This window comes from Pseudomonas sp. AC229 (assembly GCF_979254655.1).
Genome location: NZ_CEEDHK010000011.1, coordinates 99,415 through 112,162, shown reverse-complemented (window position 1 = coordinate 112,162; position 12,748 = coordinate 99,415). Strand labels below are relative to the sequence as shown.

The following is a 12,748-nucleotide window of genomic DNA, read 5'->3' as shown; positions in this document are numbered from 1 at the left end:
TTTTTGCCTGAGGTGCCCGTTATGAGTTTGACCGAAGCGCGTTTTCACGACCTGGTGGACGCCACCCAGGAATCGGTAGAAGACATTTTCGATGACAGCGGCCTGGACCTCGATCTGGAAAATTCCGCCGGCATTCTCACCGTGCGTTTTGCCAATGGCTCCCAGCTGATCCTCAGCCGGCAGGTGCCGATTCGCCAATTGTGGGTGGCGGCTCGCTCGGGCGGTTTCCATTTCGATTACGACGGCGCCAGCGAGCGCTGGATCTGCGACACCAGCGACGAATTGCTCGGCGAAATGCTGGCGCGCATCACCCTTGAACAAGCCGGCGAAGCGATCGAGTTCGATGAGCTCTGACATGAATGCTCCACAAATTTTCCAGCCTCAGGCGCAAGACGCTGACGTGGTGCTGTCGCCATGTCGCCGCGAATGCTGCCTTGATGACGACGACGTGTGCTTAGGCTGCGGGCGCTTGCTCGCTGAAATCCGCGAATGGAAAGCCGCTGACAGCCAGCGCCGGCGGCAGATAATCGAGTTGGCGCAAGCACGCGTGAAGCCGTCACCTTTTCGGCAGTCTTGACCACGCAGTCATGTCTTGTGCTACGGTCGGCACCTGCCTCCCCTGAATGAGGCGCTTGCAAACCCCGGCTTCGGTCGGGGTTTTTCTTTAATTGCCGCCTGGAATTTGCCGCCGCCCGCATCGGGCCGCGACGTTCCGCTGGTAGCCGCTGCCTGGCTGCCACTGACTATGAGTACTGCGTTATGACCGCTCCAGCCATCACCATCACCCGTCTGGACCTGCAACGCCTTGAGCGTCTGCTCGAAAGCCTCGACGATTTCGGCCCAGGCGCCCAAGCCCTCGAAGAGGAGCTGGCGCGCGCCAATGTGGTCGGCCATGACGAAGTGCCGGCCGGCGTGGTGACCATGAACTCGCGGGTGGTATGCCGTGAAGAAAGCAGCGGTAAGGAATACCACCTGACGCTGGTGTACCCGAACGAGGCGGGCGGCGAGGGCACCGTATCGGTTCTGGCGCCCGTAGGCAGCGCGCTGTTGGGGTTGTCGGTTGGCCAACACATCGACTGGCCAACCCCGGCTGGCAAACTGATTCAGCTGACATTGCTGGCAGTCGAGTACCAACCAGAAGCAGCCGGTGCCTATAGCCAGTAATCGCCAGGCGCTTTTAGAGTAGGCGTTCATTCAGTGGCAAGGAGGCCGAGATGCCCAGCCTACCGATGTACTTCCCGCCTGCGTTTTCCCTTTCTCAAGCCTTGCTCTGCGCCCAATTGGTCGACTGCGCTTATCAGCAGTACGGCCAGTGGATGGCGCAGCAGCAGCCGCGAAAGCCTGACGATTTCCACTGGCAGCTACCGGACATGCCCGGCTGGCAGTTCTCATCGCCGGTGTGGAGCGTGCTCAGCGAATTGCATTTTCTCAACGAGTCCGAGCCTTTCGGCTTTGCTGCGCGCGACCCGCAAGGCGCCGTTTACCTGGTGTTTCGCGGCACCGACACGGCGCAAGACTGGCTCGATGATCTGGATGTGCCGCAGCGCAGCTACCCGTGGCAGAGCGACGTTGGCCTTGTGCACGACGGCTTCTTGAAGCTCTACACCTCGCTTCGCGACCTGGCCTTGCAGGCGCTCGATGACATGCGTCCCGAGGGCCCGCTGTGGGTTTGCGGTCATAGTTTGGGTAGCACATTGTCGACGCTGGCCGTGCCGGATATGCGCGAACGCTGGCCCGGCTTAGCGCTGCAACACTACAACTTTGCCAGCCCGCGCCTGGCGTCGCCCTCGTTCGCCGCGTACTACAACGGCCTGCAGGTGCCGACTTTTCGGGTGGTCAACGACAGCGACCTGGTTCCAGAAGTGCCGCCGGGCGTCAGCGGCACGTGGCTGTACCAGCATGTTGGCCAGGCGATTACGTTCACCGCCAGCTACGCCAGCGTGTTGGGCGACCACAGCTTGGCAGGCAGCTATCTGTACGCACTCAATAACCCGCAGGCGCCCATGAAGGCGTGAGCCGATGCTCACTGTTTTCACTGTGGGGGCGGTTTCAGCCGCGATGAGCCCGACGCGCCAACACGTTACGCACGTTGCAAGGCGCTATTGAGCGCAGCCTCCAGCCGGGTTTTGTAGCGCAGGTAATGAATGGTCTGCGTTTGCCCCTCACCAAGCACCCGCGACAGATCCAGGTCGGTGATGTAACACGGATAACGCTCGTGGCCGCTACGTTGCGAAAGGATGTGGCGGGCCACAGCGCTGAACAGTTCATTGCCGTATTCCAACTCGGAAAATTCCCGGTGGTTACAGAACAGGGTGACGTGCACCCGTCCTTGCTCGGCGGGTTCGACAATCGCCTGAACGTCGTAAAACGGATGGCTGACCGCCGATTGGGGCGCCGGGCGGCGCTCCAGAAATTGCGCCCGGGAAGGCGCCGGCGGCAGCACTTCGTAATACAGAATTTCCAGGGTGTCGGCCAAAACCGGGTCGGTATCCAGCGGCAGCTGCGCGTTGCGGCGGTACAGCACCGACTGGAGAAAACGGTGCAGCGGCGTAAGCAAGCTTTGCTCATCGCGGAACGGAAGACGCTGGCGCCAGAGCGCGTTGCGTTCATCCAGCGCGGTCAACTCGGCGGTATCTTCATGCAAGCGGTAGAACACCTGAATGCAGTCCGGACGGCCCAGCGGCAGAATCATCGCCAGGTCTTCACCTTCCAAGGCATGGCGGTCCAAATGCAACGGGCTGTAGCTGTTCAGCTCGCTGCCCAACTGCTCCAGCAACGCCGGCAAGTTGTTCAGTGCCACATGGTCGACATGGCCGGGCGTTAATTGCAGCACGTGGTATTGCTGCTGAATCTGCACCAAATAGCGTTGCCCGCGTTCGCCCACGAAGTGCGAAAGAATATCGCGGAACAATTCTTCCACACGCTCGGCAATCGCCTGGGCGCGGTTGCGACAAAAACACCGCACTTTCAACACAGGCAACGCCCCGCCGGGCGGCAGGCTGTTAAGAAAGTCGCGCAAGCAATCAAGCAGGGCATGAGGGCCGTCGTATCGACTGACCGATAACTCGTTCCAGCTGTTCAGGCTGACTTGGTCGAGGGTCAACACCAGGTTTTCGCGCACACCCGAATAGCCCAGGGAATCCGTGCGGCCCGTGGTCATGTGCACGTTGAGCTGGCTGTGCTGTTTGAGCGGGTCGATACCGACGTTAACCAGCAACAACACCTCGCTTGGCGCGCTGCTGTGCAGAAGCGCATCTTCACTTACGCTCGGCAACGGCAGCGGCACAGCTTGTTGCAAGCTGGTGAGCAGATTGGCCAATTCGAACTCGGTCAGGTCGCTGTCGCCAGGGTGCAAGGCGATGCGCGTGCTGCTGTCGATCACGCCGTTGCGGTGACACCAGGCCAGCAGCTCAATCAGTTCGCGCGCCCGTTTCAGTGGTGCGAAGTCGCGCCATTCCTGGCCGCTGAGGCTGCCGTTGAATAAGGCCCATTGGCTGTCATCGGTGCTGTCGCTGTTGAACACCAACGTCAGGTTGTCTTCGGCCAGGTCGGGGGCGATGCCGGGGTTGATGAATTCGATTTTGCCAGCCTTGCGCTCGAAGGCGGCATACAGGCGCCGGCCCAATACGCCGAGGTCGCGGCTGTTGAGCGAGCTGGCGACTTGTTGAGTGCGGGCGAACTGCGAGAGGAAGCGGTAGCTGTAGGTCAGCTCGTTGACCAGCACGCGGCGCTCAGCGCTGACCTGGCGTACCTTCCACTGGCTGCGACTATCGAGCATCGCCAGTTGCCGCTGCTGCCAGCCCCAGCCCGCCGTGAGTTTTTCCAGTAAGAGGCGCTGCCAGCTTTTGCGCCGGTTACGCGGCGGGTTGCTGATTTTCTTATTTACCTTGAGGTACAGGCAGCGGCGAATCAGTTCCAGGCGCTCGGTTTCGCCCCGGCCGCTGAGGTATTCCTCAAGGCGGCGGTACACCACGATGTACGGGTCCAGCTCGTCGAGGTCGAGCTGGTTGCTGAACACGGCTTGTTTGAAGCGCAGGCTCAAGCATTCAACGTTTGGGTGCTCGCTGGCGTACACCTCGGTCAGCAGTAATTTGAGCGCCGACTTGTAAGGCGACTCGATGCCCTTAAACAGTTGCCACATGCCAGCGCCGATGAATTCACCCGGCGGAATGGTCGCCAGATGGCCAAGATCCAGCACTTCGTCTGCGCGGATAAATCGTTTGCTCAGCAGTTGATGGGTGTATTCGGCATAGCGTTTTTCTTCGTACACCGGCACCAGCCACCACAGCGGCGTGCGTCCGGCCAGCCAGATGGCGGTGCGGTAGAACTCGTCCAGCAACAAGTAATGTTGCGTGGTGCCGCAATCGTCGGAGGTCAGGTGGGCTTCGCGGTCCCCGACGGTGAAGCGCGCCGGATCGATCAGGAAGAAATGCGCCTCGGCGCCCTGGGTCGCTGCCCACACTTCCAGCAGCGTGCATTTGCGCGCCAGCTCTTGCAGCTCTTGCGCGCTGAGGTTTGGGGCGTGGCACACCCACACGTCCATATCGCTCTGCTCGGCCTGGGCGACAGTGCCGAGGCTGCCCATTAGAAACAGACCGTGGATCGGTAAAGGCGGATTGCCGCGCCGCGCTTTGTACACGAACGAGCGGGTCAGACGCTGGGCTTCGCTCAGCAGGTCATCGTCGGGTTCGTAGCCGGATAAGCCTGCGGGCGTCTGGCCAGAAACGTAACCGGGAAGCAGTGGGTGATTAACATGAAACAGCAATGGCAACAGCTTGAGCACCAGTTGCTGGCGCGTCGACAACCCTTGCATAGCGCGGTCCAGGCGACCGCTGTTGACTTGGAGAAAGCGCGCGCGCAGCTGCGTCAGCACCTTGCGGTCGATACCCTCGTCAATGTCGGGACGAATTTCCTGGGTGCGCGTCATAGCTAACTCTTGCCGGTTGGTGGGGCTAGATTAGCAGCCGCGAAACGCCGGGGGCAGGGGGCTGTGGCTCGATTTACGGCGGTGGGGCAGAGCAGGCAAAAGCAGCGGGTCGCCGCCTTTGCCTGCGGCACGGAGGGTTAGGCCGCTTCTTCAACGGTGAGGATGGTCAATAGGTCTTGGGCATGCTGGGCGGCGTCTAGCCCGAGACTGGTCAGGTAGCCGCCATCTGGCAGCGTCACCAGGCCTTTGTCATGCAGGCGCTGGGTCGCGGCAATGGCCGTGGGCGAGGCGATATGGTGAACCTTGAGGCCTTCCTTGGTGTTGGAAAGGTTGTACAGGGCAAGAATTTCCAGCTCAGCAATCAGTTCGGGGGTAAATGACATGTTTGCTCCAGATTTCTTGTAGTGCGCCAAGGCTCAGCATTGAGTCGTTGGCAGCGTGGACCCCAACTAGCGGGCAGGGGGTGGTGGGTGGCTGCCGCTCACTTCGCGGCGTTCTGCTTGTTCCTCCAGGTGTCGATGATCTGTTGATAGCGGCCGTCGCTTTCGATTAAGCGCATTCCTTGATCGAAACGTTTGAGCAGGTTTTCAGCGTCTGGATGGTGTCGGGAAAAGGATAGATAAAGATCAGGGCGGTGCACGGTCATGACCGGGATAAATTGCCCACGCAGCTCCGGGTGCTCCTCGAACAGCTGCAGCGCGGTTCCTCGAAATGCCAGCATGTAATCCACCCGCGAGCGTTGCAACATCAAAAAGCCGTTGAGGTCTTTGCGCACCATGATGCGGTTCACGCGGATGTCGTTGTCAAACTCGGCACCGTATTCGTAGCCATTGGTGACCGCCACGGTTTTGCCCGCCAACTGATCCAGATTGCTCACCGGCTTGGCGCTGTCATTGCGCGCCCACAGCAGAATCGATTCGCTGAACAAGGGGTGGGTGGGCAAACGGTAATCGGCAGCGATTTGCGCGTTGGGCGAGGTGTTGAAGCACGCCACTATCTGACCGCGCAGGGCCAGTTGCATGCAGCGTGTATAGGGAAAGGAGACGAGTTGAATGTCCGTGCCAGTCGCGGCGAAGGCCGCGTTGACGATGTCCACCGACATGCCGGAAATTTCACCATCGCGAAGGGCTGTGTACGGGTACCAGTCGTCTTCAGCACCGATCTGGATGGGTTCGGCCTGAGCGCGGGAAATGCCGAGGGCGGCGACCAGCAGGGCCGCACACAAGGTTGTCCAACTGCTGAAATAGACGCGATGGGTCATCGATTCAGGCTCGGGGACCGCCCAAGTGTTGGGCGGGACCATGGCAGGATGCTATGACCACGAGGCTAATCCGCTGCGCTGAGTCAAGGCAAGCGCTGCTTAGGTATTAGTCAGTGTCTTCCGAACCTTCAGGTAATTCGGGCAGCGCGCGAAGGGCTTGTTCGTACCAGGTCGTGTCGAACGGGCGGTCTTCATCCAGCATGGCGTCAATTTCGAAGGCCAACACCAGCGCCATCAAACGCAACGCCTCTTCACGTGGATAGCCCACCAGCGTCAGCTTGTTGAAGGCGGCGTTAGCGGCAGGCGGGGTGTCGGTTTCGAGCTGATTTTCAATGGCTTGAACCAGAGTTGCTTCAGCGAAGGATTCTTCGCTCTCATCAATGTCGCTCATGGCGCGCTCCTCGGAAAACAAGGCCGCAGTGTGCCACGGTCCGTGCGCTATGGCGTACGCATTCATGGGGTGGATTCGGCTGGGCGCCTGGCTCGTCACGGTTTATAAGGTGCAACGCCCACTCCACCAGGAACGGAGATTGTCATGCTCAAACTGCACGGTTTTTCGGTCAGCAACTACTACAACATGGTGAAACTGGCCTTGCTGGAAAAAGGCATCCCCTTCGAAGCGGTCGCCGTTCACGGCGGCCAGCGCGAAGAGTTTCTGGCCATCAGCCCGCGCGGCAAAGTGCCGGTGCTGCAAACCGAGAAGGGCTTTATCAACGAGACCAGCGTCATTCTCGAGTACCTGGAAGAAACCCACCCCGCCAAGCCTTTGCTGCCGAGCGACCCGCAGGCGCGTGCCTACGTGCGTTCGCTGATGCGCGAGATTGAGCTGTATATCGAACTGCCGGCACGCGCCTGTTACCTGGAGGCGTTTTTCGGCGGCAAAGTGGATCCGGCGATCAAAGCCAAAAGCTTGGAAGATTTGAACCTTGGGCTGGCCAGCCTGAAACGCCACGGCGCGTTTTCGCCGTACCTGGCCGGTGACACCTTGAGCCTGGCTGACCTTTATTTTCTGTACAGCCTGGACTTGGCGAGCACGGTAATGGGCAAGCTCTTCGCCACGGATGTGCTGGCCGATTTTCCGCAGGCGGCCGCGCTGTTCAAACTGCTGAAGCAGAATCCGAATGTGCAGAAGGTGGCGGCGGACAAAGACGCCGAGATGGAGCAGTTTTTGGCGATGGCGCGAGGCAAGAAGTAAGTCGAAAGCTCGCGGCTGATCGGAATGCCGGATCAGCCGCGATGGGTCGAGAAGGGAAATGCGGTTAGCGGCTGGCCAACAGCGCCTTGCCGCGAACCACGGCAGCCTTGACCTGATTCGGCGCTGTGCCACCGATATGGTCGCGGGCGTTCACCGAACCTTCGAGGGTCAACACGGCGAACACGTCCTGCTCGATCTGCTCACTAAACGTGCGCAGCTCCTCAAGGCTCATTTCCGCCAGGTCTTTACCGGTTTGCACGCCGTATTTCACCGCATGGCCAACAATTTCGTGGCAATCACGGAAGGGCAGGCCCTTGCGAACCAGGTAGTCGGCGAGGTCCGTGGCCGTGGAAAAACCACGCAGGGCGGCTTCGCGCATGACGGCGGTTTTCGGTTTGATTGCCGGCACCATGTCGGCAAACGCACGCAGGCTGTCGCGCAGGGTGTCGGCGGCGTCGAACAGCGGCTCTTTGTCTTCCTGGTTGTCTTTGTTGTAGGCCAGCGGTTGCCCTTTCATCAAGGTCAGCAGGCCCATCAGCGCGCCGAATACGCGCCCGGATTTGCCGCGTACCAGCTCTGGCACGTCAGGGTTTTTCTTCTGCGGCATGATCGAGCTGCCGGTGCAGAAACGGTCAGGCAAATCGATGAACTGGAACTGCGCGCTGGTCCACAGCACTAGCTCTTCGGAGAAGCGCGACAGGTGCATCATTGCCAGCGAGGCCGCTGCACAGAATTCGATGGCGAAGTCGCGGTCGGACACGCCGTCCAGCGAGTTGCCGCCCACTGCATCGAAGCCCAGCAGTTCGGCGGTGATTTCGCGCTGAATCGGGTACGTGGTGCCGGCCAGTGCAGCTGAACCCAACGGCATGCGGTTCGTGCGTTTGCGGCAGTCGACCAGGCGCTCGTAGTCGCGCGAGAGCATTTCGAACCAGGCCAGCAAATGATGCCCGAAGGTCACTGGCTGGGCGGTTTGCAGGTGCGTGAAGCCGGGCATGATGGTGCCGGCTTCACGCTCGGCCTGCTCCAGCAAGCCTTGTTGCAGGCGGGTGATTTCGCTGAGGATCAGGTCGATTTCATCGCGCAGCCACAGGCGGATGTCGGTGGCGACCTGGTCGTTGCGCGAGCGGCCGGTGTGCAGTTTTTTACCGGTGACGCCGATGCGGTCGGTCAGCCGCGCCTCGATATTCATGTGCACGTCTTCCAGGTCCACGCGCCACTCAAAGGTGCCGGCCTCGATTTCGCTCTGAATCTGTTTCAAGCCATTTTCGATGGCGTCGCGCTCATCGGCCGTGAGCACGCCGACCTTGGCCAGCATGGTGGCGTGGGCAATGGAGCCCATGATGTCGTGGCGGTACAGGCGCTGGTCGAAATTGACCGAGGCAGTAAAGCGGGCAACAAAGGCGTCGACAGGTTCGCTGAAGCGGCCGCCCCACGATTGGTTGGTCTTTTCGGTGCTCATGGCAATGACTCGGCTGGTGCGCAAAACGGGAGGCCACGGGAAGCGGCCGGCGTAAAAAGTGTGCGGATAATAGCAGGGTAGACAGCAACTTCGCGGCACCGGTTAGTCGTGCCGATATGCCCGGCGCCGTCGGCAAAGGGCGACGGCAATGTAGGGCTGGTCACAGTTTTGCCGACGCGATGGCCATTTGCTGCTTTATTTAGTCCGTGCAGCGCCCGCCCGCTTGCTGCCGCGCAAGTCGCCCCGGAAACTGTGTCGATGCGTATCTCATGGCTTAAATCGAAAAAAACCGCACCCGGCGAATTCTTCTTGCCCGAGCTGTGCCTGCCCGAAGCGTTGCTGGTGCTGGTGCTGCTGGCCGAGCTGCTGGTGCTGGTGCTGGTATTGGCCGAGCCGATGCAGCCAGGCTTCAACTGGATTCGCCTGGCACTCACCTCGCTTTTCGTGCAATGGATCGTGCTGCTCTCAGCGGGCCTCATGTGCCAATTGCGGCCGCTGCTGGCGCGCTTGCCCGCAGCCCTGGCGGGGCTGCTGTGCTGCCTTTTGGTAGTAGGGCTGACGCTGACCTGCACGGCCATTGCCGATTTTTACAGCCTGGGCGGACCGTTGCCGCGTACCGGCGAGGTGAACCTGTATCTGCGCCATGCGCTGATTAGTCTGATCATGTCGGCGCTGCTGCTACGCTACTTCTACTTGCAGAGCCAATGGCGACGACAGCAGCAAGCGGAACTGTCAGCAAGAATCGAGTCATTGCAGGCACGGATCCGTCCGCATTTTCTCTTCAACAGTTTGAATAGCATCGCCAGCCTGGTGGTAATTGATCCCTATAAAGCCGAACAAGCGGTGCTGGATTTATCCGATCTGTTTCGCGCCAGCCTGGCCAAGCCCGGCAGCCTGGTGACGTGGAGTGAGGAGCTGGAGCTGAGCAAGCGCTATCTTTCTATCGAACAATATCGTCTTGGTGAGCGTCTACAGTTGCAGTGGCAGGTCGACAATGTTCCGCCCGACCTGCCAATTCCGCAGCTCACCTTGCAGCCATTGTTGGAGAACGCTTTGATCTACGGTATTCAGCCGCGCATCGAAGGGGGCGTGGTACGCATAGAAGCAGACTACAAAGACGGGGTGTTCGAGCTGAGTGTCAGCAACCCTTATGACCCGGAGAAGGAGGGCAGTGAGCACAAACCCTCTCGTGGTACACAGCAAGCGTTGGTGAATATAGATGCGCGTCTTGCGGCACTTTTTGGCCCTCGCGCGAGTCTCAGCGTGGATCGCCGTGACGGGCGCCACTTCACCTGTCTACGCTATCCTTGTGCGAGACTCACGCAGGAAGCCCGAGCAATATGAATGTCCTGATCGTCGACGATGAACCCCTAGCCCGCGAGCGCCTCAGCCGTATGGTCGGTGAGCTCGATGGTTACCGAGTGTTGGAGCCCTGTGCCAGCAATGGCGAAGAGGCATTGACCCTGATCGATAGTCTTAAACCCGATGTAGTGTTACTCGACATTCGCATGCCGGGTCTGGATGGCTTGCAGGTCGCCGCCAAACTCTGCGAGCGCGAGGCGCCGCCAGCGGTGATTTTCTGCACCGCGCACGATGAGTTCGCCATCGATGCGTTTCAGGTCAGTGCCGTGGGTTATCTGGTCAAGCCGGTACGCCCGGAAAGTTTGATCGAGGCGCTGAAAAAAGCCGAACGTCCCAATCGCGTACAGCTTGTCGCGCTTACCCGTCCAGCCGCCGACAGCGGTAGCGGCCCGCGTACTCATATCAGCGCGCGTACCCGTAAAGGCATTGAGCTGATTCCGCTGGATCAAGTGATCTATTTCATCGCCGACCATAAGTACGTGACCCTGCGTCACGAGGGCGGTGAGGTGTTGCTGGACGAACCCCTTAAAGCCCTGGAAGACGAATTCGGTGACCGCTTCGTGCGCATTCACCGTAACGCGCTGGTGGCCCGTGAGCGTATCGAACGCTTGCAGCGCACCCCGCTCGGTCATTTCCAGCTTTACCTCAAAGGCTTGAATGGCGACGCCCTGATCGTCAGCCGCCGCCATGTGGCCGGCGTGCGCAAGTTGATGAACAGCCTCTGAGCTAACTCACCCGAACGGCTGCTGCGGCAGCCCGTCACCCTGACGGCGGGTGCACCACCTGCGCGGCTGCCTTACTATGCGCGGGTTAATTCCGTTCGAGAGCCGTCATGTCGTCCCGCGAAATCCGCATCGCTACCCGCAAAAGTGCCCTGGCCCTCTGGCAGGCTGAATACGTAAAAGCTCGCCTGGAGGCGGCTCACCCTGGGCTCGTCGTCAGCTTGGTGCCGATGGTGAGTCGTGGCGACAAACTGCTCGATTCACCGCTGTCGAAAATCGGCGGAAAAGGGCTTTTCGTAAAAGAACTCGAAACCGCGTTGTTGGAAAACGAAGCCGACATCGCCGTGCACTCGATGAAAGACGTGCCGATGGATTTCCCTGAAGGCCTGGGCCTTTACTGCATATGCGAGCGCGAAGACCCGCGTGACGCCTTCGTATCCAACACCTACGAAAGCATCGCCGCCTTGCCTCAAGGCGCTGTGGTTGGCACTTCTAGCCTGCGCCGGCAAACCCAGTTGTTGGCGATGCGCCCGGACCTGCAAATCCGCTTCCTGCGCGGCAACGTCAACACCCGCTTGGCCAAGCTGGACGCCGGCGAGTACGACGCCATCATCCTCGCTGCGGCTGGCCTGATTCGTCTGGGCTTTGCCGACCGCATTCGCTCCAGCATCAGCGTCATCGACAGCCTGCCGGCTGGCGGTCAGGGCGCCGTGGGCATTGAATGCCGCAGCGCTGACAGCGATATCCACGTGCTGCTCGCCGCCCTCCATCACCACGAAACCGCCCTGCGCGTAACCGCCGAACGAGCCCTGAATAAAACCTTGAATGGCGGCTGTCAGGTGCCCATTGCTTGCTACGCCGAATTGCAAGGCGAGCAGTTGTGGCTGCGTGGCTTGGTCGGTCAACCCGACGGCGGTTTGCTGCTGCGCGCCGAAGCTACCGGCACGGTGAAAGACCCTAACGCCCTGGGCGTCAGCGTCGCGCAAGACCTGCTGCAACAAGGCGCCGCCGCCATTCTGCAAGCCGTCTACGGTGAGGCTAAGCCCGAGTGACCCGCTGGCGGTTGCTGCTCACCCGCCCGGCTGAAGAGTGCGCGGCCCTGGCCGTCACGCTCGCCGAGCACGGCGTATTCAGCAGCAGCCTGCCATTGCTGGATATACAGCCGCTTGCTGAATCGCCTGAACAGCACCGCTTGATGGAACACCTGGATCGCTACTGCGCGGTTATCGTCGTCAGCAAGCCGGCTGCTCGACTGGGGCTGGCCTTGCTCAACCGCTACTGGCCGCAGCTGCCCGCGCATGTCGCGTGGTTCACTGTTGGTGCCGCCACTGGCCAGATCCTGACCGAGCATGGCTTGACCGTAAGCTATCCCGCACAGGGTGATGACAGCGAAGCCTTATTGGCGCTGCCGCAATTGCAAGCCGCATTGGCCACGAGCGCCTCACCACGCGTACTGATTCTGCGTGGAGAGGGTGGCCGTGAAGCCCTCGCTGAATGCTTGCGCGGCCAAGGCGTAGAGGTCGATTATCTGCCACTGTATCGCCGCGCGTTGCCGCACTATGCGGTGGCGGCCTTGCCAGAGCGTGTTTACGCTGAACGCTTGAATGGTCTGGTGGTCAGCAGTGGGCAGGGTTTTCAACACCTGCTGACTCTGGCTGGCGCCGAATGGCCGACACTGGCGCGGCTACCCTTGTTTGTACCGAGCCCGCGGGTTGCTGAAATGGCGACTGCCGCCGGGGCTCGTGCGGTTGTGGACTGTCGTGGTGCGAGTGCCGCGGCGTTGCTGGCAGCTTTGCGGGACCATGCCCCGGCTGCCCTCTGA

General features: G+C 60.6%; 14 protein-coding genes. 9 read left to right on the top strand and 5 right to left on the bottom strand.

Annotation, left to right across the window (positions count from 1 at the left end; translation table 11 throughout):
* The first annotated feature begins 21 nt into the window (after positions 1 to 21).
* From cyaY to AC0IW7_RS16280, 4 genes are all read left to right on the top strand, one after another.
* The gene (cyaY, locus tag AC0IW7_RS16295) at positions 22 to 354 is read left to right on the top strand and encodes an iron donor protein CyaY (protein ID WP_471819403.1); all 333 of its coding nucleotides are present in this window, start codon (positions 22 to 24) and stop codon (positions 352 to 354) included.
* 1 nt (position 355) lies between these two features.
* Entirely contained in the window at positions 356 to 577 is a 222-nt protein-coding gene (locus AC0IW7_RS16290; RefSeq protein WP_471819401.1) for a DUF1289 domain-containing protein, read from the top strand.
* A gap of 182 nt (positions 578 to 759) precedes the next feature.
* Positions 760 to 1,164 (top strand): nucleoside diphosphate kinase regulator, encoded by a 405-nt coding sequence (rnk, locus tag AC0IW7_RS16285; protein ID WP_122497510.1) that lies wholly within the window; start codon positions 760 to 762, stop codon positions 1,162 to 1,164.
* Positions 1,165 to 1,214: 50 nt separating this feature from the next.
* Positions 1,215 to 2,015, top strand: coding sequence for a lipase family protein (locus AC0IW7_RS16280; protein ID WP_471819399.1), 801 nt, complete (start codon positions 1,215 to 1,217; stop codon positions 2,013 to 2,015).
* 65 nt (positions 2,016 to 2,080) lie between these two features.
* Here the strand turns inward: AC0IW7_RS16280 and AC0IW7_RS16275 are convergent, their stop codons facing one another.
* The 4 genes from AC0IW7_RS16275 to AC0IW7_RS16260 all read right to left on the bottom strand — a co-directional run bounded on the left by AC0IW7_RS16275 (position 2,081) and on the right by AC0IW7_RS16260 (position 6,579).
* Complete coding sequence (locus tag AC0IW7_RS16275) at positions 2,081 to 4,927, bottom strand: class I adenylate cyclase (protein ID WP_471819398.1); 2,847 nt, start codon at positions 4,925 to 4,927, stop codon at positions 2,081 to 2,083.
* Between the two features lie 137 nt (positions 4,928 to 5,064).
* Entirely contained in the window at positions 5,065 to 5,310 is a 246-nt protein-coding gene (locus AC0IW7_RS16270) for a TIGR02647 family protein (protein ID WP_471819397.1), read from the bottom strand.
* 98 nt (positions 5,311 to 5,408) lie between these two features.
* Complete coding sequence (locus tag AC0IW7_RS16265) at positions 5,409 to 6,188, bottom strand: substrate-binding periplasmic protein (RefSeq protein ID WP_471819395.1); 780 nt, start codon at positions 6,186 to 6,188, stop codon at positions 5,409 to 5,411.
* A gap of 106 nt (positions 6,189 to 6,294) precedes the next feature.
* Positions 6,295 to 6,579: a hypothetical protein gene (locus AC0IW7_RS16260; protein WP_471819393.1), complete on the bottom strand. Its 285-nt coding sequence runs from the start codon at positions 6,577 to 6,579 to the stop codon at positions 6,295 to 6,297.
* A gap of 144 nt (positions 6,580 to 6,723) precedes the next feature.
* On the opposite strand from AC0IW7_RS16260, the gene AC0IW7_RS16255 reads away from it, so the two are divergent.
* On the top strand, positions 6,724 to 7,383 hold the full coding sequence (locus tag AC0IW7_RS16255) for a glutathione S-transferase family protein (RefSeq protein WP_471819391.1): 660 nt from the start codon (positions 6,724 to 6,726) through the stop codon (positions 7,381 to 7,383).
* A gap of 64 nt (positions 7,384 to 7,447) precedes the next feature.
* On the opposite strand, the gene argH is transcribed toward AC0IW7_RS16255, so the two are convergent.
* Positions 7,448 to 8,842, bottom strand: a complete 1,395-nt coding sequence (gene argH / locus AC0IW7_RS16250) for an argininosuccinate lyase (protein WP_471819389.1) — start codon at positions 8,840 to 8,842, stop codon at positions 7,448 to 7,450.
* 258 nt (positions 8,843 to 9,100) lie between these two features.
* Between argH and AC0IW7_RS16245 the strand changes: the two genes are divergently transcribed.
* The 4 genes from AC0IW7_RS16245 to AC0IW7_RS16230 all read left to right on the top strand — a co-directional run bounded on the left by AC0IW7_RS16245 (position 9,101) and on the right by AC0IW7_RS16230 (position 12,748).
* Complete coding sequence (locus AC0IW7_RS16245) at positions 9,101 to 10,186, top strand: sensor histidine kinase (protein WP_122497495.1); 1,086 nt, start codon at positions 9,101 to 9,103, stop codon at positions 10,184 to 10,186.
* Positions 10,183 to 10,929 (top strand): LytR/AlgR family response regulator transcription factor, encoded by a 747-nt coding sequence (locus AC0IW7_RS16240; protein ID WP_471819388.1) that lies wholly within the window; start codon positions 10,183 to 10,185, stop codon positions 10,927 to 10,929. Before AC0IW7_RS16245 ends, AC0IW7_RS16240 begins: the two co-directional genes overlap by 4 nt.
* Positions 10,930 to 11,036: 107 nt before the next feature.
* Positions 11,037 to 11,978, top strand: a complete 942-nt coding sequence (gene hemC / locus AC0IW7_RS16235) for a hydroxymethylbilane synthase (protein ID WP_471819387.1) — start codon at positions 11,037 to 11,039, stop codon at positions 11,976 to 11,978.
* On the top strand, positions 11,975 to 12,748 hold the full coding sequence (locus AC0IW7_RS16230) for a uroporphyrinogen-III synthase (protein ID WP_471819385.1): 774 nt from the start codon (positions 11,975 to 11,977) through the stop codon (positions 12,746 to 12,748). The genes hemC and AC0IW7_RS16230 overlap by 4 nt, the downstream gene beginning before the upstream one ends.

What these genes read in the sequence shown, in the direction of transcription:
- AC0IW7_RS16265 (WP_471819395.1), bottom strand. Translation starts at nt 6,188, where the DNA reads ATGACCCATCGCGTCTATTTCAGCAGTTGGACAACCTTGTGTGCGGCC.
- hemC (WP_471819387.1), top strand. Translation starts at nt 11,037, where the DNA reads ATGTCGTCCCGCGAAATCCGCATCGCTACCCGCAAAAGTGCCCTGGCC.
- AC0IW7_RS16260 (WP_471819393.1), bottom strand. Translation starts at nt 6,579, where the DNA reads ATGAGCGACATTGATGAGAGCGAAGAATCCTTCGCTGAAGCAACTCTG.
- AC0IW7_RS16290 (WP_471819401.1), top strand. Translation starts at nt 356, where the DNA reads ATGAATGCTCCACAAATTTTCCAGCCTCAGGCGCAAGACGCTGACGTG.
- AC0IW7_RS16245 (WP_122497495.1), top strand. Translation starts at nt 9,101, where the DNA reads ATGCGTATCTCATGGCTTAAATCGAAAAAAACCGCACCCGGCGAATTC.
- AC0IW7_RS16255 (WP_471819391.1), top strand. Translation starts at nt 6,724, where the DNA reads ATGCTCAAACTGCACGGTTTTTCGGTCAGCAACTACTACAACATGGTG.
- AC0IW7_RS16280 (WP_471819399.1), top strand. Translation starts at nt 1,215, where the DNA reads ATGCCCAGCCTACCGATGTACTTCCCGCCTGCGTTTTCCCTTTCTCAA.
- AC0IW7_RS16275 (WP_471819398.1), bottom strand. Translation starts at nt 4,927, where the DNA reads ATGACGCGCACCCAGGAAATTCGTCCCGACATTGACGAGGGTATCGAC.
- cyaY (WP_471819403.1), top strand. Translation starts at nt 22, where the DNA reads ATGAGTTTGACCGAAGCGCGTTTTCACGACCTGGTGGACGCCACCCAG.
- AC0IW7_RS16240 (WP_471819388.1), top strand. Translation starts at nt 10,183, where the DNA reads ATGAATGTCCTGATCGTCGACGATGAACCCCTAGCCCGCGAGCGCCTC.
- AC0IW7_RS16270 (WP_471819397.1), bottom strand. Translation starts at nt 5,310, where the DNA reads ATGTCATTTACCCCCGAACTGATTGCTGAGCTGGAAATTCTTGCCCTG.
- rnk (WP_122497510.1), top strand. Translation starts at nt 760, where the DNA reads ATGACCGCTCCAGCCATCACCATCACCCGTCTGGACCTGCAACGCCTT.
- argH (WP_471819389.1), bottom strand. Translation starts at nt 8,842, where the DNA reads ATGAGCACCGAAAAGACCAACCAATCGTGGGGCGGCCGCTTCAGCGAA.